At 62.6% G+C, this 24,267-nt stretch carries 22 protein-coding genes; 12 read left to right on the top strand and 10 right to left on the bottom strand.

Annotated elements, in window-relative coordinates; translation table 11 throughout:
• Positions 1-3 precede the first annotated feature (3 nt).
• The 3 genes from ACR9Y2_RS27980 to polA form a co-directional block, all read right to left on the bottom strand.
• On the bottom strand, positions 4-3,300 hold the full coding sequence (locus ACR9Y2_RS27980) for a carboxypeptidase regulatory-like domain-containing protein (RefSeq protein ID WP_435045173.1): 3,297 nt from the start codon (positions 3,298-3,300) through the stop codon (positions 4-6).
• A gap of 262 nt (positions 3,301-3,562) precedes the next feature.
• Complete coding sequence (locus tag ACR9Y2_RS27975) at positions 3,563-4,771, bottom strand: ribonuclease H-like domain-containing protein (protein ID WP_435045172.1); 1,209 nt, start codon at positions 4,769-4,771, stop codon at positions 3,563-3,565.
• 7 nt (positions 4,772-4,778) lie between these two features.
• Complete coding sequence (gene polA / locus ACR9Y2_RS27970) at positions 4,779-7,145, bottom strand: DNA polymerase I (protein ID WP_435045171.1); 2,367 nt, start codon at positions 7,143-7,145, stop codon at positions 4,779-4,781.
• 161 nt (positions 7,146-7,306) lie between these two features.
• Between polA and lpxC the strand changes: the two genes are divergently transcribed.
• The 8 genes from lpxC (at position 7,307) to ACR9Y2_RS27930 (ending at position 14,369) form a co-directional block, all read left to right on the top strand.
• A complete protein-coding gene (gene lpxC, locus ACR9Y2_RS27965) occupies positions 7,307-8,197 on the top strand; it encodes a UDP-3-O-acyl-N-acetylglucosamine deacetylase (protein WP_435045170.1) in 891 nt (296 codons plus the stop codon).
• The gene (locus tag ACR9Y2_RS27960; RefSeq protein WP_435045169.1) at positions 8,197-8,736 is read left to right on the top strand and encodes a CDP-alcohol phosphatidyltransferase family protein; all 540 of its coding nucleotides are present in this window, start codon (positions 8,197-8,199) and stop codon (positions 8,734-8,736) included. The genes lpxC and ACR9Y2_RS27960 overlap by 1 nt, the downstream gene beginning before the upstream one ends.
• A gap of 48 nt (positions 8,737-8,784) precedes the next feature.
• Positions 8,785-9,336 (top strand): DUF3093 family protein, encoded by a 552-nt coding sequence (locus tag ACR9Y2_RS27955; RefSeq protein WP_435045168.1) that lies wholly within the window; start codon positions 8,785-8,787, stop codon positions 9,334-9,336.
• Positions 9,337-9,342: 6 nt separating this feature from the next.
• Positions 9,343-9,960, top strand: a complete 618-nt coding sequence (locus ACR9Y2_RS27950; RefSeq protein WP_435045167.1) for a YdcF family protein — start codon at positions 9,343-9,345, stop codon at positions 9,958-9,960.
• A gap of 7 nt (positions 9,961-9,967) precedes the next feature.
• Positions 9,968-11,704 carry an ABC transporter ATP-binding protein gene (locus ACR9Y2_RS27945; RefSeq protein ID WP_435045166.1) on the top strand — a complete coding sequence of 579 codons (1,737 nt, stop codon included), beginning with the start codon at positions 9,968-9,970 and terminating at the stop codon, positions 11,702-11,704.
• Between the two features lie 124 nt (positions 11,705-11,828).
• Positions 11,829-12,623 carry a sugar phosphate isomerase/epimerase family protein gene (locus ACR9Y2_RS27940; protein ID WP_435045165.1) on the top strand — a complete coding sequence of 265 codons (795 nt, stop codon included), beginning with the start codon at positions 11,829-11,831 and terminating at the stop codon, positions 12,621-12,623.
• A 424-nt stretch (positions 12,624-13,047) separates the two neighbouring features.
• Positions 13,048-13,959 (top strand): PEP-CTERM sorting domain-containing protein, encoded by a 912-nt coding sequence (locus ACR9Y2_RS27935; protein ID WP_435045164.1) that lies wholly within the window; start codon positions 13,048-13,050, stop codon positions 13,957-13,959.
• Between the two features lie 140 nt (positions 13,960-14,099).
• Positions 14,100-14,369, top strand: coding sequence for a hypothetical protein (locus ACR9Y2_RS27930; RefSeq protein ID WP_435045163.1), 270 nt, complete (start codon positions 14,100-14,102; stop codon positions 14,367-14,369).
• A gap of 159 nt (positions 14,370-14,528) precedes the next feature.
• Here ACR9Y2_RS27930 and ACR9Y2_RS27925 read toward each other — a convergent pair whose 3' ends face one another.
• From ACR9Y2_RS27925 to ACR9Y2_RS27915, 3 genes are all read right to left on the bottom strand, one after another.
• Positions 14,529-16,070, bottom strand: coding sequence for a hypothetical protein (locus tag ACR9Y2_RS27925; RefSeq protein WP_435045162.1), 1,542 nt, complete (start codon positions 16,068-16,070; stop codon positions 14,529-14,531).
• A gap of 196 nt (positions 16,071-16,266) precedes the next feature.
• Positions 16,267-16,641 carry a PilZ domain-containing protein gene (locus tag ACR9Y2_RS27920; RefSeq protein WP_435045161.1) on the bottom strand — a complete coding sequence of 125 codons (375 nt, stop codon included), beginning with the start codon at positions 16,639-16,641 and terminating at the stop codon, positions 16,267-16,269.
• Positions 16,642-16,814: 173 nt separating this feature from the next.
• Positions 16,815-17,309 carry a peptide deformylase gene (locus tag ACR9Y2_RS27915; protein ID WP_435045160.1) on the bottom strand — a complete coding sequence of 165 codons (495 nt, stop codon included), beginning with the start codon at positions 17,307-17,309 and terminating at the stop codon, positions 16,815-16,817.
• A 50-nt stretch (positions 17,310-17,359) separates the two neighbouring features.
• Between ACR9Y2_RS27915 and ACR9Y2_RS27910 the strand changes: the two genes are divergently transcribed.
• Genes ACR9Y2_RS27910 through ACR9Y2_RS27900 form a run of 3 tightly spaced genes read left to right on the top strand, consistent with a single transcriptional unit; the run spans position 17,360 to position 20,109 of the window.
• Positions 17,360-18,379 carry a GHMP family kinase ATP-binding protein gene (locus ACR9Y2_RS27910; RefSeq protein ID WP_435045159.1) on the top strand — a complete coding sequence of 340 codons (1,020 nt, stop codon included), beginning with the start codon at positions 17,360-17,362 and terminating at the stop codon, positions 18,377-18,379.
• A 16-nt stretch (positions 18,380-18,395) separates the two neighbouring features.
• A complete protein-coding gene (locus tag ACR9Y2_RS27905; protein ID WP_435045158.1) occupies positions 18,396-19,289 on the top strand; it encodes a CPBP family intramembrane glutamic endopeptidase in 894 nt (297 codons plus the stop codon).
• Between the two features lie 4 nt (positions 19,290-19,293).
• Complete coding sequence (locus ACR9Y2_RS27900; protein WP_435045157.1) at positions 19,294-20,109, top strand: hypothetical protein; 816 nt, start codon at positions 19,294-19,296, stop codon at positions 20,107-20,109.
• Positions 20,110-20,216: 107 nt separating this feature from the next.
• On the opposite strand, the gene ACR9Y2_RS27895 is transcribed toward ACR9Y2_RS27900, so the two are convergent.
• The 4 genes from ACR9Y2_RS27895 to ACR9Y2_RS27880 are packed head-to-tail and all read right to left on the bottom strand — an operon-like array spanning position 20,217 to position 22,778.
• Complete coding sequence (locus tag ACR9Y2_RS27895; RefSeq protein WP_435045156.1) at positions 20,217-20,438, bottom strand: hypothetical protein; 222 nt, start codon at positions 20,436-20,438, stop codon at positions 20,217-20,219.
• 60 nt (positions 20,439-20,498) lie between these two features.
• The gene (locus tag ACR9Y2_RS27890; RefSeq protein WP_435045155.1) at positions 20,499-21,644 is read right to left on the bottom strand and encodes a hypothetical protein; all 1,146 of its coding nucleotides are present in this window, start codon (positions 21,642-21,644) and stop codon (positions 20,499-20,501) included.
• Entirely contained in the window at positions 21,628-22,212 is a 585-nt protein-coding gene (locus ACR9Y2_RS27885) for a hypothetical protein (protein ID WP_435045154.1), read from the bottom strand. The genes ACR9Y2_RS27890 and ACR9Y2_RS27885 overlap by 17 nt, the downstream gene beginning before the upstream one ends.
• On the bottom strand, positions 22,209-22,778 hold the full coding sequence (locus ACR9Y2_RS27880; protein ID WP_435045153.1) for an RNA polymerase sigma factor: 570 nt from the start codon (positions 22,776-22,778) through the stop codon (positions 22,209-22,211). Before ACR9Y2_RS27880 ends, ACR9Y2_RS27885 begins: the two co-directional genes overlap by 4 nt.
• A gap of 230 nt (positions 22,779-23,008) precedes the next feature.
• Here ACR9Y2_RS27880 and ACR9Y2_RS27875 point away from each other — a divergent pair, with 230 nt between their 5' ends.
• Entirely contained in the window at positions 23,009-24,172 is a 1,164-nt protein-coding gene (locus ACR9Y2_RS27875) for a pyridoxal phosphate-dependent aminotransferase (RefSeq protein WP_435045152.1), read from the top strand.
• Positions 24,173-24,267: the final 95 nt, after the last annotated feature.

The raw sequence follows: 24,267 nt of genomic DNA, 5'->3' as shown, positions 1-24,267 counted from the left end.
TGTTTAGAACAGAACCTTCAGGCCGAACTGCAACTGGCGGGCCGGATAGGTGCTGGTGATGGTGCCGAAGTTGGTGTTCGAGATGTTCGCGTTCGGCGGTCCGAAGTTCGTCCTGTTGAACAGGTTGAACGCTTCGGCGCGGAACGAGACCTTGAACCGCTCGGTGATGGGGAAGTCCTTGTGGAGGCCCAGGTCGAGCTGGAAGAGCGACGGAGCGCGCGCGATGTTGCGGCCCGCATTGCCGAAGGGCTGCGTGCGGTCCGTAGGCGCGCTGACAGTGGCCGGATTCAGCCAGTGCAGGCGGTCGCGCTGCGCTTCGGGCATCATCGGATCGCCGGTGACGTTGGGCCGGTAAGTGGGTGAACCGCTCACCGAGAAGTCCGACGCCGGGCTGTAGCTGAGGTTGACCGGATTGCCGCTGGCCATCGTGTTGATGCCGGTGACGCGCCAGCCGCCCAGAACATAGTCAGTGGGCTTGTTCCAGCTGGAACCGAACTGCTTGTTGGCGCCGAACGGCAGGTCGTAGACCACCGTGGTCGTGTTGTTGAAGGGTTGGTCGTAGCCGGAGACGCCGCGCTCGTTGCGCAGGTTGCGGAAGTTCACGCGGGAGTTGTCGCCGTTGCTCGCTTCCAGGTGGCCGCTGGCGTTGTCGATGGCCTTCGACCAGGTGAACGCGTTCAACAGGTAGAAGCCGCCGCTGAAACGCTTCTCGAGCTTGGCCTGGAAGGCATGATAGTTCAGATTGCCGCCGCCGAAGGCGATCTGGATGAGACCGAACGCCGGATTGGGGCGGCGCGCCTGCAGGCTGGTGTTGTCGGAGTTGACCCGCGCCTGGTTGTAGTCGCCCAGAATCATCAGGCCGACGCCGCGCGTGCCGACATAGCCGAGATCGAGAACGAAGTCCTTGGCGAGTTCCTGCTGGATGGTGAAGTGCCAGTTCTGGGTGTAGCTGGTGCGGTAGTCCGCCGGGATGTAGTTGGCGCGCACATTGATCTGCTTCACGTTCGAGAGCTGCAGGAAGTTGTCCGGATAGCCCATTTCGGTGGTCCGGAAACAGGTGCCGGGCGCCTGCGTGTTGCTGGTGCAGAGCGCGAGCGGCGCCGAGGCGGCCGTGCTGGGCGCCTGGTCGATGGACGGATTCAGGATGTTCGGCAGGTTGTAGGACAACAGATTCTCACCACCCATACGGTTGAAGTGGATGAAGCTGATGCCGTAGGCCGAGCGGAGGACCGTTTTCTGCCGCAGCGTGTAGGCAACGCCCAGGCGCGGGGCAAAGTTGTTGCGGTCCGGATGCACCAGCGAGCGGCTGTAGATGTCGCCGTCCTGTGCCTGGATGAGCTTGTTCGAGATGGGGTCGAAGTTCGACAGGATGTTGTTGTCCGCCCACTGCGGCGTGCCGAACTCATAGCGGAGACCGGCATTGACCACCAGTTTGGGGCTCACCTTCCAGTCGTCCTGCACATAGAAGAAGTGCATCCGCTGCTGCAACTTCACGATGGTCGCGCTGTTGAGCTGATAGTTGCTGCGCGCGCCGAACAGGAAGTCGGCCAGATACTGTTCGTTGTTGTTGGCCGTACCGGCCACCTTGCTGAAGCGGCCGCCGTAGCTATCGGTGCCGGACTTCGGATTGAAGTCGTCGATCTCGGTGGCGACGCTCTGGTACTCATAGCCCGCCTTCAGCGTGTGGCGGCCCATGATGCGCGAATAGTTCACCTTGGGGTTGATCAGGAAGGGATTCTGGAACTGGGGGTTGCTGCCCTGCACACCGAGCTGCGCATAACCGGTGATGTTCTGCGGATACAGGCCGCCCGTGAAGCGCTTGTCGGTGGGGTAGTTGGGCAGCCCGAGCTGCGTCGCCACGCTGGGCTGGCCCGCGAACCAGGGGGTCTTGCCGCCCTCGGTCTTGCCGATGCCGATGCGGAACTCGATCACCGAGGTGGGGCTCATCGTGTAGGTGATGCCGCCCGCCGTCTGGTAGTTCAGCACGCGCACGTCGCCGTTGCTGTTGCCGCCCGACAGACCCGGAATCGCCGCCGGCACCTGCTGCTGCGAGAGACGGTGGCTGTAGCGGACGAAAGCCGTCAGTTTCGACCCGAAGTACTGATCGTAGCGGCCGTCGCCCTTGTCCACATTCGTCGGCTGGGTGGGCAGCGACTGGTAGTTGTTCGAAAGGCCCGGCAGGTTGGGCGCCGGCAGCGCGCCGAACACCGTGCTGGCGAACTTGCTGATCTGTGCCGAGGGCAACTGGCCCGGGCTGTAAATGGCGCCGGTGAAGGGGTTCTGCACCGCAGTGGAGAAGATTCCGTTCTTCTGGTCCACCGTGGGAATCGTGGCGAACATGATCGTCTTTTCCACGCGGCGGTAGCCTTCGAAATCGGCGAAGAAGAATGCCTTATCTTTCTTAATGGCGCCGCCAAACGCTCCGCCGTACTGATTCTGGATCAGCACCGGCTTGGTGTTCTGTACCGGCTTGATGAAACCCGTCGCATTCAGCGACGTGTTGCGCAGGAACTCATAAATGGCGCCGTGGTAGTCGTTGGAACCGCTCTTGACGCTGACGTTCACAATCGCGCCGCCGGCCCGGCCGAACTCGGCGCTGTAGTTGCTGGTCTCGACGCGGAACTCCTGGACAGCGTCGGGCGAAGGCTGCACCACCTGATTGGAGAAGCCCTGGTTCGAGGTGCCGTAGGCGTTGTTGTCCACGCCGTCCACGACAAAGTTATTCTGCGAGCTGCGCATGCCGTTCACGTTGAACGAGGCATCGCGCGGCGTGCTGCCGTTGGCCAGGTCCGACTTGCGGACACCGGGCACCAGCAGCGCCAGGTCGGCGTAAGCACGGCCGTTGAGCGGCAGGTTCACGATCTGCTGGTTGCCGACCACCGTACCGCGGGAGCTGGTATCGGTTTCGAGCTGCGCAGCGGCGGCCGTGACGTCCACCGTCTCGGTGACCGTGCCGACGGGCAGTTCCAGATCCACGCGCTGGCGGGCGTTCACGTTTACCGTGAACTGCGTCGCTGAGACACGCTTGAAGCCTTTGGCCTCGGCGGACACCGTGTAGGTTCCGGCCTTGAGGTTGAAAAATTGATAGTCACCCGACTCGTTCGTCTCCGCCGTTTGGGAGACACCGGTTTGCGTGTTCGTCACCGTCACCGTGCTGCCTTGCACCGGCAGCCGCGATGTATCGCGAATGGTGCCAAGAACGGTGGCGGTGTCGAACTGAGCCAGTAGGGTAGCTGACAGTAGGATTGCCGCGAGCGCGGCAGTCAGCGCTGTTTTGAGAGAGACCTTGAGTGTGTTCATGATCAACAAAGAAATCCGGACTACATGGTCATCGAGAATGAACGCGCGAAGCACACTTCGCACCCCTGACGACCTGAAGCCGCAACCAGGAATAGCAGTTCACGATGAACATTCGATGAATCCCCAGTCACATTCAGATCGCGATTAAGGAATCGTACCTCAGTTCCGGCATCGCAACATAGCGGAAAGTTGCTATCTGACGGAGCGGACAAAAGATTCAGCTGTCGTAAAGTCCACACACCCGCCAGAGGGGTGAAGGATTTTACAGCAGTCGCCCAGATCTAGGGCCGGACGCCTTCCGGGCGAGCCGGGCAGCACGTTTCTGCAGGGCTTCGCTGTCCTCGATCACCTGCGCCGCGAGGGTCATCTCAAACGCCATGGCGAGGTTCTTCTCGCGCCGTTCGTAGTGGATAGCGAGCCGCTCGAATGCCCTCGCCTGCCAGGGGTTGCGAATGCTGGAGAGTTCGGTCCAGACCTCCACGGCGGCAGCGTGGCGTTCCAGTTTGCGCTCCATGTCGGCCACATGCCACAGGGTCTCGTAGAGCAGCGAGTCGTGCAGCGTCCGCTTGAGTGCCTGGCGCATGAGCATCAGCGCGTCCTCGGCCCGGCCCTCGTTGCGGAACCAGCGCGCCAGGGCCACCATCTCGGCGCCGGAGGTGAGCCGCTGCGGTTCGCGGAAAGCAACCGGCACGATGGCCGTCAGGCAGGCCAACGAGAGGATGTCGACGGCGTTGTGCGAGATGACAGGCCGCAGCGGAGCGAAATTGCCGGTCCTTAGATACTCGAAGTACAGATTGGGGATGAACTGGCCATCGACATCGCCGTGGCGTTCGACGCCCAGGATGCGCTGTTCCAGTTCCTGCAGCCGGCAGCTTTCCAGCGCCAGCCGCCACAACCGGCGGGCGGAGTAGAGCAGGTCGACGTGTTTCAGCCGCGGAAACGGCTCGCGGATGCGCAGCAGGCGGTAGCGGGTTTCGAGCAGCGGTTGGTCGAACGAGCGGCCGTTGTAGGTGACCAGCAGGTCGAACTGGTCGAGATAGGCCGAAAGTGCCTTCAGCATCGACGGCTCCTCGCCGTGGTCGCGCATGAAGAACTGCTTCAAAACAAAGCCGTTGGCGGTGATCCCCCCGACGCCGACGAGGAACGCGAAGGCGCCGGAACCGCCGGAGAGGCCGCTGGTTTCGGTATCGAGAAACGCCCAGCGCTCGGGCGGCACGGTGACACCCTCTTCGTTGACGAGAGCGGCCAGCAGGTCCTGCGGCAACTCACTTAGTGCGCCCACATCGGCGGTCCCGTGGCGGTGATGGGCCGGCCAGTGGCGGTCGATCTCCCAATGGGTGCCGTCTTCGGTGCGGACCTCCACGCCGTCTGGCAGCGCGCGGCTCTCCGGCAGCGGCTCCGTCTGGTACCGCGCGTCGATCTTCTGGAGACGGGCTCGCAGAATCTCGAGTTGGGCCTTCAGGGGATCCATGCCGGACCTACTTGGCGTCCCTCCAATTGGAACCGTGGCCGGTCTCGACCAGCAGCGGCACCTTCAGCTTCACCACCGACTCCATGGTGGATTTGACCAGCCGGGTGGCCTCATCCAGCTCCGACGGAGGGCACTCGAGCACCAGTTCGTCGTGTACCTGCAATAACATACGCGCCTGCAGCTTGCGTTTGGCGAGCTCCGCGTCAACACGGATCATGGCCAGCTTGATGAGGTCAGCGGCCGTACCCTGCAGAGGGGTATTGACCGCGGTACGCTCAGCAAACGAGCGGGCGTTGGGATTCTTGGCGGCAATGTCAGGGATGGGGCGGCGGCGTCCGTCGAGCGTGAGAGTGTAGCCTCTTTGACGCACTTCGGCGATAGTCGCCTCAATCCACTTCTTCACCCCGGCATACCGTTCGAAGTAGTTGCGAATGTAGAGATCGGCCTCGTCGCGGCCGATGCCCAGCTGCGCGGCCAGCCCGAAGGCCGTCTGTCCATAGACGATGCCGAAGTTCACCGCCTTGGCGTTGCGGCGCATCTCCGGCGTGACCATCAACTGCGGTACGCCAAAGACCTCCGAGGCCGTGCGGGTGTGGATGTCCTCATTGCGGCGGAAGGAGTCCACCAGCAGGGTATCGCCCGAGTAGTGGGCGAGCAGGCGTAACTCGATTTGGGAGTAGTCGGCGACGATCAGGGTCCAGCCGGGATCGGGGATGAAGGCGGCGCGGATCTCGCGGCCCAACTCCGTGCGAACAGGGATGTTCTGCAGGTTCGGGTTGGAGGACGACAGGCGCCCGGTGGCCGCCCCGGCGGGGTTGAAGGTGGTGTGCAGGCGGTGGTCGGCGGGCGACAGCAACATGGGCAGCGCGTCGACATAGGTACCCTTCAACTTGGCCAACTGCCGGTATTCCAGGATCTTCTGGGCGATGGGGTGCTCCAGCGCCAGCGTTTCCAGGACGTCGGCCGCGGTGGAGTACGCCTTGGTCTTGCCGGTCTTGCCCTGCGTGGGCAGCTTCAGGTCTTCGAACAGGATCTCGCCTAACTGCTTGGGCGAGTTGAGGTTGAACGGCTTGCCGGCGAGGCCGAAGATGTCGTCGGTGAGTTTGCCGATCTCGGCTTCCATGCGGCTGGACAACGCGGAAAGCTGGTCTGTGGCGACCAGGATGCCGGTGCGTTCCATGCGTGCCAGGACGGGCGCCAGCGGCAGGTCGAGCTCGTCGTAAAGCTTTCTCAGCTCAGGAGTTATCTGCGGCCGAAGCTTGGCGGCCAGCAGCTTGAGGGTCTCCTCCTGGGTGGCGCCGGGGCGCTCCAGGTACCGCATCACCAACGGCTCCAACAGGCAGGCCGACGGATCGGCCAGGACGAGGAATGAGTACAAAAGGATGTCTTCGACGGGCCCGTCCAGCGGCGGATTCCCGGCCGAGAGGTGCGCCTTGTAGTCGAAGATGACGGTGGAATCAAAGGCTTCGGCGGGTGTCTCTTCGACGGCGGGCGGCGCGTCGACGTTCAGGTCTTTGAGGAAGCTGTAGAACTCATACTCGCGGTAGAACTCGGCCAGGGTGGGTACGTCGGGGCCCTGGATGGCGAGGTCCTGCAGGTGGAACTCGAACGGCGCTTCCGTCTCGATGGTGGCCAGCTTGCGGCTGAACAGGATCTGGTCGCGGTTGTTGAGAAGACTTTCGCGATAGGCTTTGCGGGTGACTTCCGGCGCCTTGTCGAGCAGTGCCTGCAGCGAGCCGAACTGCTCCAGTAGTTGGACCGCGCCCTTGTCGCCGATGCCTGGCGCACCCGGAATATTGTCGACCGTGTCGCCCACCAGGGCCAGCAGGTCGGGAATCTGCTCCGGCGTTACACCCTTGAATTCCTTGACCTTAGCTGGATCGTAAAGGGTGTCGTTCTTCATCGCGTCCAGCATCCGGACATGGTCGTTGACCAGTTGGAGCATGTCCTTGTCGGAGGAGATGACCCAGACTTCCAGATCGGGCGACGCGGTCTTCCAGGCGACTGTGCCGATGATGTCGTCGGCTTCGAAGCCCTTCAGTTTCAGCACGGGGATACGCATGGCGGCCAGCATGCGCTCGATGGCGGGCAGCTGCTCGATGAGCTCCGGCGGAGTCTCGGTGCGGGTGGCTTTGTAGGCGGCAAAGGCCTCGTCGCGGAAGGTGGGCCCCTCGGACTCGTAGACGGCGGCCAGGTAGTCCGGCTGGTACTGCTTCACCAGGCGCCGCAGCATGTTGTGAAAGATATAGATGGCTTCAGTGGACGAGCCGCGGGAGTTGCGCATGGGCGGGGCATTCATGCGCTGGCGGGCATGGAAGGCCCGGAAGATGAAGTTGAAGGAGTCGACGAGGAACAGCCGGGGCATGAGTTTCATGATACTCCCAGGGGTGGGAAACCTACCCCGATCGTGGCATCCAGGCAACAGCGGAGCGGTCGATTGTGGTCATATTACCACATTCCAAAATTTGTAAATCCAGAGAGACAAAGTACTTACCGGCCGGTTTTAACTCTGTTAGGATGAGACTGGAGTCGCTATTGAAATTTGAGACCACTATCCAGCGCCCGGTGTCAGCTTCGGGCGTAGGGTTGCACAGCGGGGTTCCGGTGAACATCCGCATCGTGCCGGCGTCGCCCGGAACGGGCATCGTTTTTCGCCGTACGGACCTCGACAACTTCGAGATCCCGGCCAGTTGGAAGTATGTGCAGCGCGTGAGCTACGCGACCAGCCTGATGCGGCAGGGCGTCCTGATCTCGACGACCGAGCATCTGCTTAGCACGTTGTACAGCATGGGCATCGACAACGCCTATGTGGAGATCGACAACCTGGAAGTGCCCATCCTGGATGGCAGCGGCCTGCCCTTTGTGGAGTTGCTGCGCGAGGCGGGGATCAAGCATTCCCGGCGGCGGCGGCGGTTCCTCAGCGTGCTGCGTCCGGTGAGCCTGGAAGGCCAGGGGAAACGGATCTCGATCCTGCCGGCCGAGACATTTCAGCTCACCTGCCACGTCTATTTCAAGCATCCGATGGTGAGCGGGCAGTCGCTGGAGATGGAAGTGACTCCGGAGACCTACGCGCGCGAACTGGCTCCGGCGCGCACGTTCGGTTTTGCGCCCGAACTCGACCAGATGCGGAACATGGGCCTGATCCGCGGCGCCACGCTCGATTCCGCCGTCTGCTTTACGGAAGACGACGTGATGAATCCCGGCGGGCTGCGCTTCCCGGATGAGCCGTGCCGGCACAAGGCGCTGGACCTGATTGGCGACCTAGCCCTGATTGGCCGTTCGCTGCGCGGTCATGTGATCGCGGAGCGGGCCGGCCACGCCATGCACGTGGCGCTGGTGGCCAAGATCATGTCCGATCCTTCGTTGTATGAGATCGTCACGGGCGACGAGAGTTCAGTGAATCTGGTGCATGCGGCGTCGTTCTGATGCGGTATCTGCCGAACACCATCACTATTCTCAGAATCCTGTTTACTCCTTTGATTGGCGTGTTTCTGGCGCGCCACGATGCCCGCGGCGCGTTTCCCCTGATGTTCGTGGCCGGTTTCTCGGACATGCTGGACGGCTACCTGGCGCGCAGGTTCCAATGGCAGTCGAAGCTGGGTGGGATGTTGGACCCGATTGCCGACAAAGTGCTGGCGATCACGGTATACCTGGGCCTGGCCTTCGGCGGATCGATGCCGTGGTGGCTGGTGTGGCTGGTGCTGGGGCGCGACGCCCTGATCCTGCTATTTTCCGCCGCCGCCCTACTTTTTACAAAAATCCGCGCCCTGCCGCCCAGCATTTGGGGTAAGTTCAGCACTTTCTTTCAGTTAGGACTGGCGGGCTGGATCATCATGGATTTGGCCTGGCCCGGCTATCCACCACATTGGGTGATTACGTCCTTTATTTGGCTATCGGCGGCTGGGACTGTGGTGAGCGGCTTGCATTATATGTACACCGGAGCAAGGTTACTGCGTGAAGCTTAAATTGACGGCTACTTCGCGGGGGTTTACGCTGGAGATGTGGGGCAAGGCATGATTCGTTTTACCCCGGCGCGTACCTACCTGACCGCGGCGGCAGTGGCTCTCGGGCTGGCTGCTTTCTCCGGTTGGTGCGCCCTCTCCTGGCTGCCGGCTGCCATCCCGGCGGTGTTGCTCCTGGCCAGCGCACTCTTTGTGCTGTGGCTGGGCCTGCACCCGACGGTTGAGGTCACCGACACACATCTCAAGTCCGGCAAGAAGCTCATCCCATGGGCTTCGGTCCGGCGCATCGATCAGACCGGCTGGGTCGCCCCGATGGTGGTGGACCTGACGCTGGCAGATTCCTCCAAGATCCGGCTGATCTATCCTGGCGAAACAGAGAACGCGAACCACCTGCTGCGCATCATTCAGCAGCGTTCCACGCTGTCCCTCATCAATGGGGTGCCGCATAGCCAGATCTTCGGCGAGATCTCCCAGCCGCAGGCCCAGGCGAAGGAAGCGATTCCTGCTCCGCGCTATCCGCTGCTGACGCCGGACGACGAGGCGGAAGTGGAACGGCTTTACCAGAGGCTCCGGACGGCGGGCCGGCTCGATCCTGAAAAGTAAGAGGGCATGCCTTACCCGCATTGCCGCCGCCGCGGATTCGCTTATCTCCCCATTCTCGGCTTTCTGGCAGTCTGCGGACTGCTTTGGTGGCAGCGCGCGGCGATTCTCGGTTCGGCCGGCGATTTCCTGGATGTAGGCGAAGCGCCGCAGAAGGCCGATGCCGCCGTGGTGCTGGCCGGAGGCTGGGGCGGCGAACGGGTGCTGAAAGGGGGCCAACTGGCGCGTGCGGGCTTCGTCCCCCTGGTCCTGCTCAGCGGCCCGCAGTCGGCGTTCGGCGAGAGCGAATGCGTGCCCGCCAAGGCTTATGCCATCCGTCAGGGCTTCGAGGCAGCCTGGTTCCAGTGCATCCCCAACGACAGCTATAGCACCAAGGGCGAAGCCTTGTCGGTGGTGCAGGACCTGACGCGGCGGGGCATCAAGAAGGTCCTCATCGTCAGCGTCGCCAGCCACCTGCGGCGCGCCCGGCGGCTCTACCTCGAAAACGCCGTACCGGGGCTGGAAATGCACTTCGTGGCGGCAGACCCGCCCGGCTTCACCCTCCACGAGTGGTATAAATCCCGAGAGGGCCGCAAGGCCATCCTATTGGAATGGACAAAGGTCGTCACTTCGCCCTTTGGCCTCTGAAACAACCATGACTAGCGCGTTCCGGTCAACCTGGCCATATCTGAAGAAGTACCGCCGAGGCATCCTGCTCGGTTTGGGCGCCCTCGTCCTGAAGGATGTCGCCGGCGCCGGCATCCCGCTGCTGGTGCGCTCCGGCATCGATGCGGTGACGAACAAGCAGCCGCTGGCCACTCTCTACTGGTTTTGCCTGGCGCTGGTGGCCGTCTCGCTGTTCAAAGGCATCTTCCAATACTGGATGCGCGTGATCCTTGTCGGCATCTCGCGCGACGTCGAGTATGACATGCGGAACGACATCTTCCGCAACCTGGTCCGGCTGAACCACGATTTCTACTCGCGCTACCGCACCGGCGACGTAATGGCGCGCGCCACCAACGACCTGAACGCGGTCCGCATGATGCTGGGTCCGGCCGTCATGTACTGGACCGAGACCACGCTCACCTTCATCCTGGCTCTGAGCATCATGTTCACGGTCGACTGGCAGTTGACCCTCTGGGCGCTCACCCCGGCTCCGGTGGTCTCGGTCGTCGTGATGCTCTTCGGCAAGCGCATCCACGACCGCTTCGAAGCCATTCAGGAGCTCTTCTCCGACATCAGCAGCCGCGTGCAGGAGAACCTGGCCGGTGTGCGCGTAGTCCGCGCGTATGTCCAGGAAGACTCCGAGATCGCGCGGTTCGAGGAGCTCAACAAGCGTTTCATCGCCCAGAACCTGAAGCTGGCGACGCTGTCGGGTCTGTTCATGCCGCTGCTGCAGGCCCTCATCGGCCTGACGTTCATGCTGGTGCTGGGCGTGGGCGGCCTGCGCCTGATGCAGGGCAAGATCTCGCTGGGCAGCTTCGTCATGTTCAATACCTTCATGGGCATGCTGGTGTGGCCCATGATCGCCTTCGGCTGGGTGGTGAACCTGATGCAGCGCGGCAAGGCGTCGATGAGCCGCATTCAGGAGTATCTGCAACAGGAGCCTTCGATCACGGCTCCGCCGAATCCCAAGGCCATGCCGGAGACCGCGGACATCGAGTTCCGCTCGGCCGGCCTCAGCTTCGAGGGACGCGCCGTGCTGGATGGCCTGTCGTTACAGATCCCGGCCGGGCAGACCATCGCCATTGTCGGCCGCACCGGCAGCGGCAAGAGTTCTCTGGTGCAGCTGATTCCGCGCCTTTACGACGTGACGTCCGGCGCCGTGCTGATCGGCGGTGTCGATGTGCGCGAACTGGATCCGGCGGACCTGCGCCGGCAGATCGGCTTCGTCCCCCAGGAGACGTTTCTGTTCAGCTCGACCATCGCGGAGAACATCGCGTTTGGCGTGGAAACTGCGACCGACGAAGAAGTACGCGAGGCGGCCGCCATCGCCGGGCTGGCGCAGGATATCGAGGAGTTTCCGGAAGGGTTCCAGACCAAAGTGGGCGAGCGCGGCATCACGCTCTCCGGCGGCCAGAAGCAGCGCACCGCGATTGCGCGGGCATTGCTGCGGCAGCCGAAAATCCTGATCCTGGACGACGCGCTGTCGGCCGTCGATACGATTACGGAAGAGCGCATCCTGCACGGCCTGCGCACGCAAAGCGGCAGCCGCACGACCATCCTCATCTCGCACCGCGTATCGACCGTGCGCGACGCCGACTGCATCTATGTCCTGGACGAAGGACGCGTGGTGGAACAAGGCAATCACGCGGCACTGATCGCGGCCGGCGGCTACTACGCCGAACTGCACCAGAAGCAGTTGCTGGAAGAAGAGCTCGAGCAGATCTGACGGCGCGCTACGCCTCTCAAATTCTCTATCGACCGGCAATACCGGACTTCCTTAACTGATATATCATCGGAGCATGTTCTCCGAATCCAGCCGCCGATCTTTTCTTCAGGGAGTCCCTGCCGCCATGGCCGCGGCCTCCGCAGTCCCCGTCTTGAATGCCGCCGTTGACCCTGTCCCCGGCGATGTCCGAATCGGTGTAGCCAGCTACTCCTTCCGTGAATTCAGCCGTTCCCTGTGCATCAAGGGTACGAAGGCGCTCAACACCCCGTACCTCTGCATCAAGGAGTTTCACGCGCTCTATCGTTCCACGCCCCAGGAACTGGACAAGGCCAAAGCCGACTTCCAGAAGGCCGGCCTGACGCTGACCGGCGGCGGCACGGTCTACATGCTGAAGGACGACATGGCCGACATCAAGACGTACTTCGAGTACGCCAAGCGGCTGGGCATGCCCATGATGAACATCGGCGCCACGGCCAAGTCGCTGCCGATGATTGAGAAGACCCTGAAGGATTACGATATCCAGATCGCGGTCCACAACCATGGTCCGGAGGACAAGCACTTCCCCGCCCCGTCCGACGCGCTGAAGCTGATGAAGGACATGGATCCGCGCATGGGCGTCTGCATCGACGTCGGCCACACGACGCGCACCGGCAAGAACGTCCTCGAAGAGATCCAGGCCGCCGGACCCCGCCTGCTCGACATGCATATCAAGGATTTGAGCGACCTGATGAATCGCGACAGCCAGGTGGATGTCGGCGACGGCCAGATGCCGGTTGTGGCCATTTTCAAGCAATTGAAGAAGATGAACTACAAGGGCATCGTGCATCTCGAGTACGAGATCAATGCCGACAACCCGCTGCCCGGCATGCAGAAGAGCTTTGCGTATATGCGTGGCGTCAACGCAGCCCTGCGGGCGTAGACAATTCGATCCACATCAAGACCGGAGCCATCGCCGTGGCTCCGGTCGTTTCGTGTCAGGACCCCTGTTTATTCGCGGGCCGTCTGGACGCTGCGAACCAGCCCGTCGATAAGATCCCGCGCGCGTGTGCGGGCGAAGCTCAGCACGAAATGGCGATGATTAGGAAATCCGTTTCCCATGCGCGCTTTTGTTCGCCCTTGGAGAATTGTCCAATTTGTCATCACAAAACCTGCTTGGCAAACATCCGCCCTATGCTAAAATTGCACAACTGCGTCAAGTTTGATAATCCTTCGCGGATTCACAACTATTAGATCGAGTCGGCAAGGGGCATCCGGGGTGAGATGTTGAGCTAACCTGCTCTCGACGATTAGATGGCATTACAGCTGGACGTACGCCGGCGCAGTACTTGAAATCTGGAGGATCAATGAGAAACCGCATCGTACCCGTTTGGGCCGCTGCTTTGATGACGGTAGCTCTTTCGGGCTCCGCATCTGCCGTGAGTATTACGGCAGATTATTCGTTGCTCGGCACTGTCTACCAGGATGGCTCTGGCCAACTTCACGACACCTTCGCACCCGGCTACACGGATGTGACCGGCCTCTTCAAGACCAATGTCTCTACGGCAATCAGCTACTGGCAGAACGCGATACTGCTGCCGTGGAGCACCACCGTGACATTTACGCTTTTCGACCTGACAGGCGCCGGAGCTGTCGGGGACAACCTGATCACCAGCACGGATGCGAATGGCCGTCCCACGAGTTCCAACCTTCGTGTCGACGACGGGTCAATCCAGTTTTTCCTCGATCCGACGCCCGCCGATAACTCTGAGTACACAATGGGATCGACCGACGCCGCCCTGGGCGGTGGCACGGTGAATGTCGGGCGGCTTGGCAATGCACTGGCTGGACCAGCCAGCGGCAAATGGGACCTGCTCTCCCTGCTTTTGCACGAGCTGGAACACGGCCTGGGCTTTTCCGCCTCGCTGCCGCGCTTTCAAAACGTCACCACCGCGACCAACATGACCATCCCGACCGCGCTTTCGTTGCTGCCCAGCACCTTCGATATTCCCCTCGACGGGACGCATGTGGATGGTGTTGCCTCTGGCGGTTTGTTTAACGACACCAGCATTGCGCTTCCGGGATTTACCGACGGCCAGCGCGCGCTCCTCACGGCAGCCGATATTCTTGCGATCTGCAATGTCGAAGGCTGCGCCTCGAACCAATACAACACCAACCCCTCCGCCGCCGTCCCTGAACCGGGCACATTGCTCATGCTCAGCCTCGCGGCTCCGCTGCTCATCGGGCTGTCACGCCGGCGAAATAGGAACAAGGCCTGAAGATCGCACTGAAATGGAACCTCCTGCTGCTCGCTTCCGTGTCCTCATGCATGGTGCTACAAGCGAATAGCTCTCAAGTTTCCATCCAGGTTATGAACCCGGATGCTTCCACAAGCATCCGGGTTTTTCTGGATCGTAAATTGATCTATGAGGGGACGCCCGCCCGGCCCGTGGGCGGACAGGACCAGACAGCGCCCATTCTGGCGGGCACCTTCCCCCTCGACACCCGAGCCAAACACGTCGTCACCGCCGAAGCCGCCTCCACCCACACCAAAGCCCAGATCGAGTGGACACCTCAGCTGGACGGAAGCACCTGGTTGGTCATCCGCTATTACGCCGGCCGGCACGAACCCGGCGAACCTGCCTTCTTCACTTTCCAACTGCAGTCCTCACCCGCCAAAGTGAAGTAAAGGCGAATCAGCCCATCGCGCGGAAGGCGCCGCTTTTGAGCGCGCCGCTGGCTTCCATAAGGGCATCGCGCACACAGACAATCCCGGCCACCCGCTGTCCGGGTGCCAAATGAAGACCGGAGCCATCACCGTGGCTCCGGTCTTTTCGTGTCAAGCCCCTTACTTCTTCTTTGGCCGGCTGGACGGAGCGAACCAGCCCGTCGAGGGCGTGCCGTTCCACGCGGCAGCCATCTCCACACGCGCGATGATCTGGATCTCCGTGTCCGGCACCTTCTCCAGCAGCGGCTCGGCCGCCAGGCCCAATGAGCGCGCAGCTCGATGGAACAGCAGCTTGAACAGCTGTGTCGACGTCCAGACCGCCTTGGTATATGGATTCGGGTCGTCCGGATTCGCCTCCTGCTTGTAGACCACGCGCGCGTCGGCGATGCCCTTTTCCAGCGCCTTCAGCGCCAGTTCCGTGTCCTGGATCTTGGCGGCCGACACTGCCACCGCGCCCCAGCCGTTTGCCCGCCAATCTGGAGATTTGATCGCCTCCAGCGTCTCCACGCATTTGCCCAGCAGGATGCGCGCTTCCGCCGGATCCTTCGACCCGGCCATCATGGCCACCATCTCGATCACCCGTGCCTGCAGTTGCGGTGAGGGCAGCTGCGCGGCCACCTCCAGGGTCCTGGCCGGATCCTTATTGATGTAGCGCATGGCCTCGGTCATTTTCTGCGTCTCAAAGGCCAGCACCTGCGCGCGCTGCTCGATGTCGGCCTGGGACTGGCCGGACCGGATCGTGCCTCGCGTCGTCACGGTCTCGCCCTTTCCGGTGTCGATGGACGCCTTCCCGCGCGGATAGCGTTCCAGCACCGCCTGCAGGCCCGGCCGTTTCGCGATCTCCCTGGCCCAGGCCGGATCGACATCGGCAATGAGATCGAGCGCGTTGAAGATCTCGACGTCCTTCGGGTCCGTCAGGGTCACCGTGCCGCTGGGCCCCACCATCGTCTGGCTGTGCGGCTCCGGCAGTCCTTTGCCGTCGAGCACCGTCTTCCCCAACTGGCGTACAGCCTGCTGGAACGTCTGTTCCGGCATCTCCTTGCGGAAGGTGCGGATGAAACGTTCGAACGGTTCTGTCTGCGGACGCTGTTGGAAGCCGACCAGCGCCTGCGAGAAGAGCAACTGGTGGTGTTCGTCGCCCGGCGGCTGGGCCTTGATGACCAGCGTGATGGCGTCGAAGGGGTACGCTCCGCCCACCACCATCTGGTCGAGGAACTCAGCCGCGCGATCCAGCCGCTTTTGCGCCAGCAACTGGCGCGTGATCTCAGACAGGGCGCCGGAGCGCGGATCCGCATCGCCGGCCGCGGGCGGGGTCATGCCAGCGATGAGGCTGATGGCGCGCTCCACATCCACTTTGGCGACGTGCCCGGCCAGCCTCGACTGGAACTCCTCGCGCAAACGGTAGCCGGCCTGCGTCGGCAGGACCGCACTGGCGGCGAATGCCTGTTCATACAATTCCAGTGCTTTTTTCGGGTTATTTCCCGCAGTGACGATGCCTATTTGCAGCAGCGCTCCTGCCTGGAAATCGGGGGGTGTGGCGGCGATCATGCCGGCGGCGGCATCCAGGTAGAGCCTGGCTTTCGCGGATAGTTCGGAGGGCTCCGGCGGACCGGCACAGACAGAGGAACAGACGGCCGCGGCGAGACAGAGGCATAGCTTCATGGCTACTCCCATTCCTTGCTCACATCGCCGGGATGGCCCGGCGCGCGGAGAAGCGTCGAAGGCGCAATGGGCTCGAGTCCACACGAATGTGAGACGCGACGCGCCACGCAGCGATCCCTGATCCTCCGCTCAGCTATCTAAGACGGCATTTCAGACCTGATTGTTCCTGTTGTGGGAGAGGAATGCGCGCGGGCGACTAACTCATTGCACTGAAGGGACCTGCCTTGGATCGCGGTGTCGGTTTCTTCGATAGCGATCGGGGATCCAGAAGGTGCAGGGGCTTGAAGCTGTTCCTGGACCACTTGCAGCCGGCTTCGAATTGAATGCCGACGAAGTAGCCGATTTCGCGGAACTGGCAATAGCGCACCAGTCCGGCAAACTCGCCCTTCGGATAGGAGATGCGAACGAGGGTGCCGATGGGGATCTGCATGTCCAACTGGACGCAAGCTCCCGACAGGGAGATATCCTCCAGGTTGGCCACCGCTCTCCTGCTACGGTTGGCTCTGTCCCTCCAACGGACATCCACCAGGTCCGCACACAGCATTCTCGGTTCTGCGCGCCGCTCAATCATACATTCAATTGATCGGCATCCCAACGCATTTGATGCATGAGGAATGCCCGTACAATTTCGCCCTAATCGGGTCTAGGTAAAGGAGCTAAGGTAGCGCCCACGCCACCCCAACCAGCCCCATCGTAACCCAAGGTACTGGGTTTGGTACTGGAAAATTCATCGTTCCATTACCCCTAGTACTGCCTCTTCCACTCCTCACGTGTCGCCAGGGGATGCTGACCCTCCGCACGATCCACCGCCAGGATGCCATCCAGATGATCCATCTCATGCTGGATCAGTTCAGAAAGCGCGCCCTCCGCCCCCAGTTCGATCCATGCGCCCGCTGCATCCTGGTAGCGGATGCGAATCTCCTGATGCCGCCGCAGGTGTACCATCAGGTCCGGAAACGAGAAGCAGTCGTCCCACAGTGGGAACATCTGATCGCTCTGCCAGGTGTACTCGGGGTTGATGAGCTCGTAACGTACGTCATCCACCTTAAGGAAGATGAGCCGGACCGCGGCCCCGATCTGGATCGCGCTGATGCCTCGCCCGAAGCCGTGCGTCCGCCGGAATTCGGCCAGCGTGTCCTCCAGGTCCTGCATCACCTCGCGGGTATGGGCGGGATCGGCCGGAGTAGAGATAGTACGTAAGATGGGGTCGCCCAGCTGGAGAATACGGCGAACTGGCATATTACTTATGGTAGTGCTGCCGGAGCAGGTGATCCGCTAAGCTAGACCTGATGCAAGTCTTCGCAAAATCACCCTGCCGTGTGGATCTGGCCGGTGGCACCCTCGACATTTGGCCGCTGTACCTCTACCACCCGAATGCCGTCACACTGAATTTCGCGGTGAGCGTGTACACCAGTTGCCGGATCATGCCGCACGAGGGAAACGCGATCACCTTGCGGTCGCAGGACCAGGACATGGAAGAGACGTTCGACTCGCTCTCCACGCTGATGGCCGCGCCCAAGGTGCGCAACGTCCTCGCCGCCATGGTGGTGAAGCACTTCAAGCCGGCCGGCGGCATGGTGGTGGAGACCAATTCCGAGTCGCCCCAGGGCGCCGGCATCTCCGGCTCCTCGGCCCTGCTCATCTCCACCGTGAGCGCCTTTAATAAGTTCTGCAATACCCGCCACAACATCGAGCGCGTCCGTGAGATCGCCCAGAATATCGAAGCCCAGGTGGTGAACGTGCCCACCGGCTGCCAGGACTACTACCCGGCGATGTACGGCGGCGTCAGCGCCATCGACCTGACCGTGGCCGGCATCCAGCGCAACAACATGCCTGTCGACTTGGCCGAATTGAACAGCCGCTTCGTGCTGGCGTACACCGGCAAGCCGCGCAACTCCGGCATCAACAATTGGGAAGTGATGAAGCTCCACATCGATGGAGATAAGAAGGTCCTGAAAAACTTCGCCCGCATCGCCGAGATCGCCCACGGGATGCGCGGCGCCCTGGCCAGCCGGGATTGGAACGAGACCGCGCGGCTGCTGCGCGAAGAGTGGTCGCATCGCAAGAAGAATGCCCCCGGCATCTCGACCCCGCTGATCGATCACCTGATCGCTTCGACGAAAAAGTCCGGAGCCCGGGCCGCCAAAGTATGCGGAGCGGGCGGCGGCGGCTGCGTCGTATTTCTGTGTGAACCGGATGCACGTGAACGCGTGGCCCAGGCCATCGAGACCGAGGGCGCCGGGCAGGGCGTGAAGGTGCTGCCGGTGGAAGTCGCTCCGAAAGGCGTTGTAGTCAAGACCCTGTCCTGAGCGGACAAAGGCGCGGATGCCGGACGCAACTCCTTATTCCAAGCCGGGGCTATTCGGACTGCTGCTGCGCGGCGGCCTGTTCCTGCTGTTCATCCGCTATGCCGGCGGCTTGATCGGCTGGCTGCTGAGCGGTTCCAGTATTCTCGTAGCCGCGGCCATGAGCCTGTTTATCGCCGCCACGCTGGCCAGCCTGTTCGTGGTCCGCACCTTTGAGCGCGGCCGGCTGGAAGACATCGGCATGGCCTGGAGCGCCTCCAGCCTGCGCCACCTCTGGCTGGGCGTCGGCGGCGGCATCATCGCCGCTCTGCTCACCCTGCTGGTCCCACTGGGGCTCCATCTGGCGGCCCTCGAGCGCTCCACTGATCCGGCCAACGCCTTCACTCCGGGGAAACTTCTTCTCGTCTCGGTCGTCCTACTCTTCGGAGCCGTCGGAGAGGAGATGATGTTTCGCGGCTACGCCTTCCAGATCCTGCTGCGCGCCTACGGACCCTGGTGGGTGATTCCGCCATTCGGCGTCCTGTTCGCGCTGGCGCACCTGGACAACATGGGCACCAACCAGTTGGGCATCCTGAACACCGGCCTGTGGGGCATTGTGTTCGGCTACGCGTTCTACCGCAGCGGCGACCTCTGGCTGCCCATCGGCCTCCACTTCGGCTGGAACTGGACCCTGCCCCTGTTCGGCGTGAACCTCAGCGGGTTTACCATGGGATTGTCGGGCTATACGTTGCAATGGAAGGCTGGACCGCTGTGGAGCGGAGGAGCCTACGGCGCCGAGGGCAGCATCCTGGCGACGATCAGCGTACTGCTGCTGGCCGCCTGGTTGTGGCGGGCGCCGCTGGAACGCCAGACCGCGCCGCTGCTGGATGCGGAGCCGCCGGAACCGGAATCCGAGCCCCGAGAGGAGTTGTGAGGACATGAAACGCTTCCCGCTCCTGCTGATTCTCCTGGGAATCACCGCCTCCCTCGCGCCCGCGCAATCGGGCAAGGCGGATCCTGTCCGCAAGCTCACCGACGAGGAGAAGGTGGAATTGATCCGCGGCCTCACGGCCGAATACGCCACCGTCAAGGCCTATCTGCCGAGATCCAAGAAGGCCGTACCCTTCCCCAGTGATGGCAAGTACGACAAGAAGGGCTGGCTGGCCATCGGCGACGAATACGGACCCGTGGCGCGCGTCGGGGAACTGGTCCAGGTGACCAAAATCGACTTCGACGACGACAAGCTCCTCCTGCAGATCAACAACGGCCTGAACGTGAAGGGCAAATGGTATGAGCGCATCGAGGGCGGCGTGGGCGGCGGGCAGTCTACCGTACCCATGAGCCGCAATCAGTCCCGCAGCGCCGGCACCACCATCGCCGTCGTCTTCCCGGGCCGCATGCCGGCCATGAAACCCGCCGAGATCAAGACGATTCTCGCGCCCGTGCTCGACTTCGAAAAGCGTAGCGCCACGGAAAACTACTTCGACACCCTGCCGCCCGAGATTCAGGAGGCGATCAAGGCCAAACGGGCCGAGATCGGCATGAACCGGGATCAGGTGCGCATGGCCATGGGGCAGCCGCGCGACCGCCTCCGCGAGAGCAAGGACGGCCTGGAGTCGGAGGATTGGATCTACGGCTTCCCGCCCGGCAAGATCACCTTCGTGACCTTCGCCAACGGCAAGGTGACCAAGGTGAAAGACAGCTACGCGGGCTTGGGCGGAGCCACGGCGCCGCAGCCCAAACCGCAGCAGTAAGGGAACACCCCGAGTACAGAGCCGCGAGCGTCAGCGAGTCGGTGGGGCAATCGCACTCCCCCACCCAATCGACGGCACCTGCCCCAGCGCGTCCAGGCCCCCTCCGCCTAACCCCTGAGCGCCATAAACTCGAAGTTCAGGGGATTCAGCCCCCGAGCCGTCAACTGCCGCGCGCACTCCACCACATTTCGGCCCGCGGCTTCAATCCGCCGCAGCGGCAGGGTTTCCGGGGTGTACAGTTCCAGGGCGACCCACAGTCCGGCGAAATCACGGCGCTCGACCAGCGACAAGCGCTCAGGCGAACGGCCAATCAACCCAGATATGTCCATCTAGGAAGCATCTTAGCGCAGTGAGCGCAGCGAAGCCTGTAGCAGCGAGCGGAGCGAAGCCTATCGCAGTGAGCGCAGTTGCTGGACCACCGCGTCGAGCCCCTTGCGGCGATACAACTCGGCCAGGCGCCGTTCTTCCCCCGAAGCCGGCAGCGCCGCCGCCAGCCGCGGATCCTTCAACGCGGCATACGAAGGCACCCACAAATCACCATCGGAGAACTCCACCGCCGACGGGAAGGCCGTCAACCCATTCACGGGTTTCGCGAAGCGGAGCGTATTCTCCTTGCGGATGGTGGAATGCTGTCCCGGCGGCAGATTCACGTCGGCCGGCAGCGTCCCGGCCATGAATTCCCGGCCCTGTTCGTCCTTGGCCAGCCAGCCGAGCTCGACAAACCGGATCGCCCGTTTTGCCTTGCTCTGCAGTTCAATCCTCGGCGCGCGCGCCTCGGTCCCGGTCATGCGCACATCACCGGAGAGCAGCTCCACCGGCGCGTCGGGGAATTGCAGGAAGGCGAATTCGACGCTGCGGCCGGCTTCCACGTTGGTGGCGGGCATCGCCCGGGCCACCTGCATCCCCATCACCAGGTTATCGGAGGGCCGGGCCAGCACCGCCAGCAATTGTTTGCGCAAGATCTCGGGTCCACCCTGTGTGAGTGCGGCCAGCATCGCTTTCCGGTCGCGCCGCGCGCTGAGCTCCCACGAGAGCATGTCTCTCCGCGCGTTCAGCCGGTTCGGCCCATAGAACGTGAGATCTTCAAAAAGCACGCCATCCAGCCCCACCTGCACCAGGGCGCCGGTGCCCGTGTTGAGCGGCCGCATCAGGCGCAGATCCACACGGATGGGGAACACTTCCCCGGGCTGTACATCGAGGCTCGGCACCGTGACCGACGCCTTGCCGCCCGGTGTCACCTCCTGGGCCAGCACCAGCAGCGACACGCCCCGGATGGGCCGTGGAGACGCGTTCTTGAACACCAGCGTGGAATGCAGGTCGACCAGCATTGCGCCGCCACGGGCCGTGGCCCGCGTGCGGCCCCAGTCCGCCGAAACCAGCGCCAGCGGGCCGTCCCCCGGCAGGTTTACCTGGAACGAGTTGCTGGGGTCGACGGGCACTTCCGGCCCCTGCGCACACAGCGCGGCCGTCATGCCCAGAACCAGGACCGGGAGCAGCAGGATACGAATGCGCGGATTACTATTGCGCGGAGACATGGTGGATGGTCACCTGACCGGTTTCTGAGTCGACAAAGCTGGCCCGGGCGCCGCCGTCCCAACTGACGGTAGTCACCGCGGGCTGTTCCGAATGGTTCAAAAGCGTGAGCGCGGCGCCGCGATTCTGCAACGCCAGGCCGTCCGGACGAGCCTCGGACAGTACGGCCGCCGCCGGATCGGTCATCGTCCGCAGATTGTCTGGATTCCGCAGCCACCAGCCAGCCACTGCCACAAAGGAGAGCGAAGCCAGGACCACCGCCAGGCGCCAGCCGGCCGCTTCCGGCTGCGGAGTGTCCTCCACTACCGCGGGCCGGTCCACAATCGCCCCGGCCGAAAGGCCCAGGCGGATGTTGGCACTCATCTCGGCTTCCAGCGAACTCCAGTCGAGCTCTTCGGGCAGTTCGCCCGCCCGCCGCCGCAACTCCTGCCGGGCCAACCGTAGTGCTGCCGCTTCGGCGGCGCAACGCGCGCATCCATATAGGTGGATTCGCACCTGGAGCGCACCTGGCAAGGACAGGTCGTTGCCGGCATACAGCGCGAGTTGTTCCGGCCCAGGATGGTTCTTCATGGGCGTTTCAACTCCTGTCGGTTCCGCTCCAGATACTTACGGAGCTTGGTTCGGGCATTGGCGATGTGCGACCGGACGGTCGCCTTGCCACAATTCAGCCGCCGGGCCACTTCCTCCGCCGGCAAATCCTCGACATCCCGCAGGATCAGCGCCGTGCGCTCCCGGGCTGTCAAACGGCTGAGCCCTTCGGCCAGATAATCCTGGTGCTCCGATCGCAAGACCAGCGATTCGGGACTGCGCTCCGGAGCTGTCATCAGCGGATCGGAGATTTCGTCAATCTCGGTGAAGTTCGCCCGGCCCTGCCGGCGCAGAAAGTCGATCGCCGTATTCGAGGCAATGCGCGACAGCCAGTGGGCGGCCTTGTCCAGGTCTTTCAACTGGTCCTGCCGCTGCAGCGCCTTGATAAATGCTTCCTGCGTAAGGTCTTGCGCGTCAGCCACATTGCCGACAATGCGGTAGATGATCAGGAACACGCGCCGCATGTTGGCCTGCACGAACTGGTCCTGCTTTTCCCGCCATTCGGGGGAAACCGCCGGACACAAGGGCAGTTCTCGTGGCTCGTTCATTGCCAGACCAAGACTGAGGGCCGGTATCTGCATGGGCTCCGCTGAAATGTCTGACGCTGCGAGCCCGCCGGCCGTGCAAGCCTTTCTATCGGCGCTATTCTGTGATTGTATGAGACCGGCCACGCCGAGGGAAGCGCCCTGTTTGACGCTCCTCGCTCCGCCAGGCCTCGTTCTTACTTATCCATTTCGCTTATCCGGCCCCTGTCCGGCCGGACAAGAAAGGCGCATTCATGAAGTTAGCATCGAGCATGACGCGGATCGGCACCGAAACCGCGTTCGAAGTCCTTGTGCGGGCCCGGGGCCTCGAAGCCCAGGGACGGCACATCGTCCATCTCGAAATTGGAGAACCCGATTTCGCGACGCCCAGCCATATCGTCGACGCGGCCAAACAGGCGCTCGATGAGGGCTGGACTCATTACGGCCCCACGCAGGGCCAGCCGGAATTGCGTACCGCCATCGCCAGCTATGTGGCCCGCACCCGCGGCATCGACGTCGGCCCGGAACGGGTCTGTGTCGTACCTGGCGGAAAACCCATTATCTTCTTTCCCATGATGGCTTTGATCGACCCGGGTGACGAGGTGATCTACCCCAACCCCTCCTTCCCGATCTACGAATCGATGATCAACTACCTGGGCGGCGTCGCCGTGCCCATGCCCCTCATCGAGAGCCGCGGCTTCAGTTTCAACCTCGACCTCTTTCGGGAGAAACTGTCCGACCGCACCAAAATGGTGATCCTGAACTCACCGGCGAATCCGACCGGCGGCGTCATCCCCAAGGAAGACATCGCCGCCATCGCCGAAATGCTGCGGGACCGCGACGTCGTCGTCCTCTCGGACGAGATCTACTCCCGGATGAGCTACGGCCGCGAAGTCGTTTCCATCTCCACCTTCCCCGGCATGCTGGACAAAACCATCATCCTGGATGGGTTCTCCAAAACCTACGCCATGACCGGTTGGCGCATGGGCTACGGAGTAATGCCCCCCATGCTCGTCGACGCCGTGAACAAGCTGATGGTGAATTCAAATTCCTGCACCGCCAGTTTCACCCAACGCGCCGGCATCGCCGCCTTGAATGGTCCGCAGGAGCCCGCCGAGGAGATGATCGCCGAGTTCCGGCGCCGCCGCGACGTCTTCGTTGAGGAGCTGAATACCATTCCCGGATTCCGCTGCCCCATGCCCGAAGGCGCCTTCTACGCATTCCCCAATATCGAGGCGACAGGGTGGAAGTCCAAGCCTCTGGCCGACGCCCTGCTCGAACAAGCCGGGGTCGCCTGCCTCAGCGGAACCGCCTTCGGAGCCTTCGGCGAGGGTTACATTCGCTTCAGCTACGCCAACTCCATGGATAACCTCCGAGAGGCTGCTGCTAGGATTCGTAGTTTCTTTGCCTCCCGATAGACGAAGAAATGCGAATTCACATGTTAACTATGTCCCAAACCGAGACATTTCTGCGCTAATACAGGCGTGGAACTCCTCGGATTGGTGCTCATCGG

The organism is Paludibaculum fermentans (assembly GCF_051172195.1).
Classification (GTDB): Bacteria; Acidobacteriota; Terriglobia; order Bryobacterales; family Bryobacteraceae; genus Paludibaculum; species Paludibaculum fermentans_A.
The sequence above is the reverse complement of the archived record's forward strand: the minus strand, read 5'-3'. Positions and strand labels throughout refer to the sequence as shown.

Bases quoted from the DNA above. Each gene is read 5' to 3' on its own strand.
- ACR9Y2_RS27980 (WP_435045173.1), bottom strand. From the start codon at position 3,300: ATGAACACACTCAAGGTCTCTCTCAAAACAGCGCTGACTGCCGCGCTC.
- ACR9Y2_RS27975 (WP_435045172.1), bottom strand. From the start codon at position 4,771: ATGGATCCCCTGAAGGCCCAACTCGAGATTCTGCGAGCCCGTCTCCAG.
- polA (WP_435045171.1), bottom strand. From the start codon at position 7,145: ATGAAACTCATGCCCCGGCTGTTCCTCGTCGACTCCTTCAACTTCATC.
- ACR9Y2_RS27960 (WP_435045169.1), top strand. From the start codon at position 8,197: ATGCGGTATCTGCCGAACACCATCACTATTCTCAGAATCCTGTTTACT.
- ACR9Y2_RS27955 (WP_435045168.1), top strand. From the start codon at position 8,785: ATGATTCGTTTTACCCCGGCGCGTACCTACCTGACCGCGGCGGCAGTG.
- ACR9Y2_RS27950 (WP_435045167.1), top strand. From the start codon at position 9,343: ATGCCTTACCCGCATTGCCGCCGCCGCGGATTCGCTTATCTCCCCATT.
- ACR9Y2_RS27945 (WP_435045166.1), top strand. From the start codon at position 9,968: ATGACTAGCGCGTTCCGGTCAACCTGGCCATATCTGAAGAAGTACCGC.
- ACR9Y2_RS27940 (WP_435045165.1), top strand. From the start codon at position 11,829: ATGGCCGCGGCCTCCGCAGTCCCCGTCTTGAATGCCGCCGTTGACCCT.
- ACR9Y2_RS27935 (WP_435045164.1), top strand. From the start codon at position 13,048: ATGAGAAACCGCATCGTACCCGTTTGGGCCGCTGCTTTGATGACGGTA.
- ACR9Y2_RS27925 (WP_435045162.1), bottom strand. From the start codon at position 16,070: ATGAAGCTATGCCTCTGTCTCGCCGCGGCCGTCTGTTCCTCTGTCTGT.
- ACR9Y2_RS27920 (WP_435045161.1), bottom strand. From the start codon at position 16,641: ATGATTGAGCGGCGCGCAGAACCGAGAATGCTGTGTGCGGACCTGGTG.
- ACR9Y2_RS27915 (WP_435045160.1), bottom strand. From the start codon at position 17,309: ATGCCAGTTCGCCGTATTCTCCAGCTGGGCGACCCCATCTTACGTACT.
- ACR9Y2_RS27910 (WP_435045159.1), top strand. From the start codon at position 17,360: ATGCAAGTCTTCGCAAAATCACCCTGCCGTGTGGATCTGGCCGGTGGC.
- ACR9Y2_RS27905 (WP_435045158.1), top strand. From the start codon at position 18,396: ATGCCGGACGCAACTCCTTATTCCAAGCCGGGGCTATTCGGACTGCTG.
- ACR9Y2_RS27900 (WP_435045157.1), top strand. From the start codon at position 19,294: ATGAAACGCTTCCCGCTCCTGCTGATTCTCCTGGGAATCACCGCCTCC.
- ACR9Y2_RS27895 (WP_435045156.1), bottom strand. From the start codon at position 20,438: ATGGACATATCTGGGTTGATTGGCCGTTCGCCTGAGCGCTTGTCGCTG.
- ACR9Y2_RS27890 (WP_435045155.1), bottom strand. From the start codon at position 21,644: ATGTCTCCGCGCAATAGTAATCCGCGCATTCGTATCCTGCTGCTCCCG.
- ACR9Y2_RS27885 (WP_435045154.1), bottom strand. From the start codon at position 22,212: ATGAAGAACCATCCTGGGCCGGAACAACTCGCGCTGTATGCCGGCAAC.
- ACR9Y2_RS27880 (WP_435045153.1), bottom strand. From the start codon at position 22,778: ATGAACGAGCCACGAGAACTGCCCTTGTGTCCGGCGGTTTCCCCCGAA.
- ACR9Y2_RS27875 (WP_435045152.1), top strand. From the start codon at position 23,009: ATGAAGTTAGCATCGAGCATGACGCGGATCGGCACCGAAACCGCGTTC.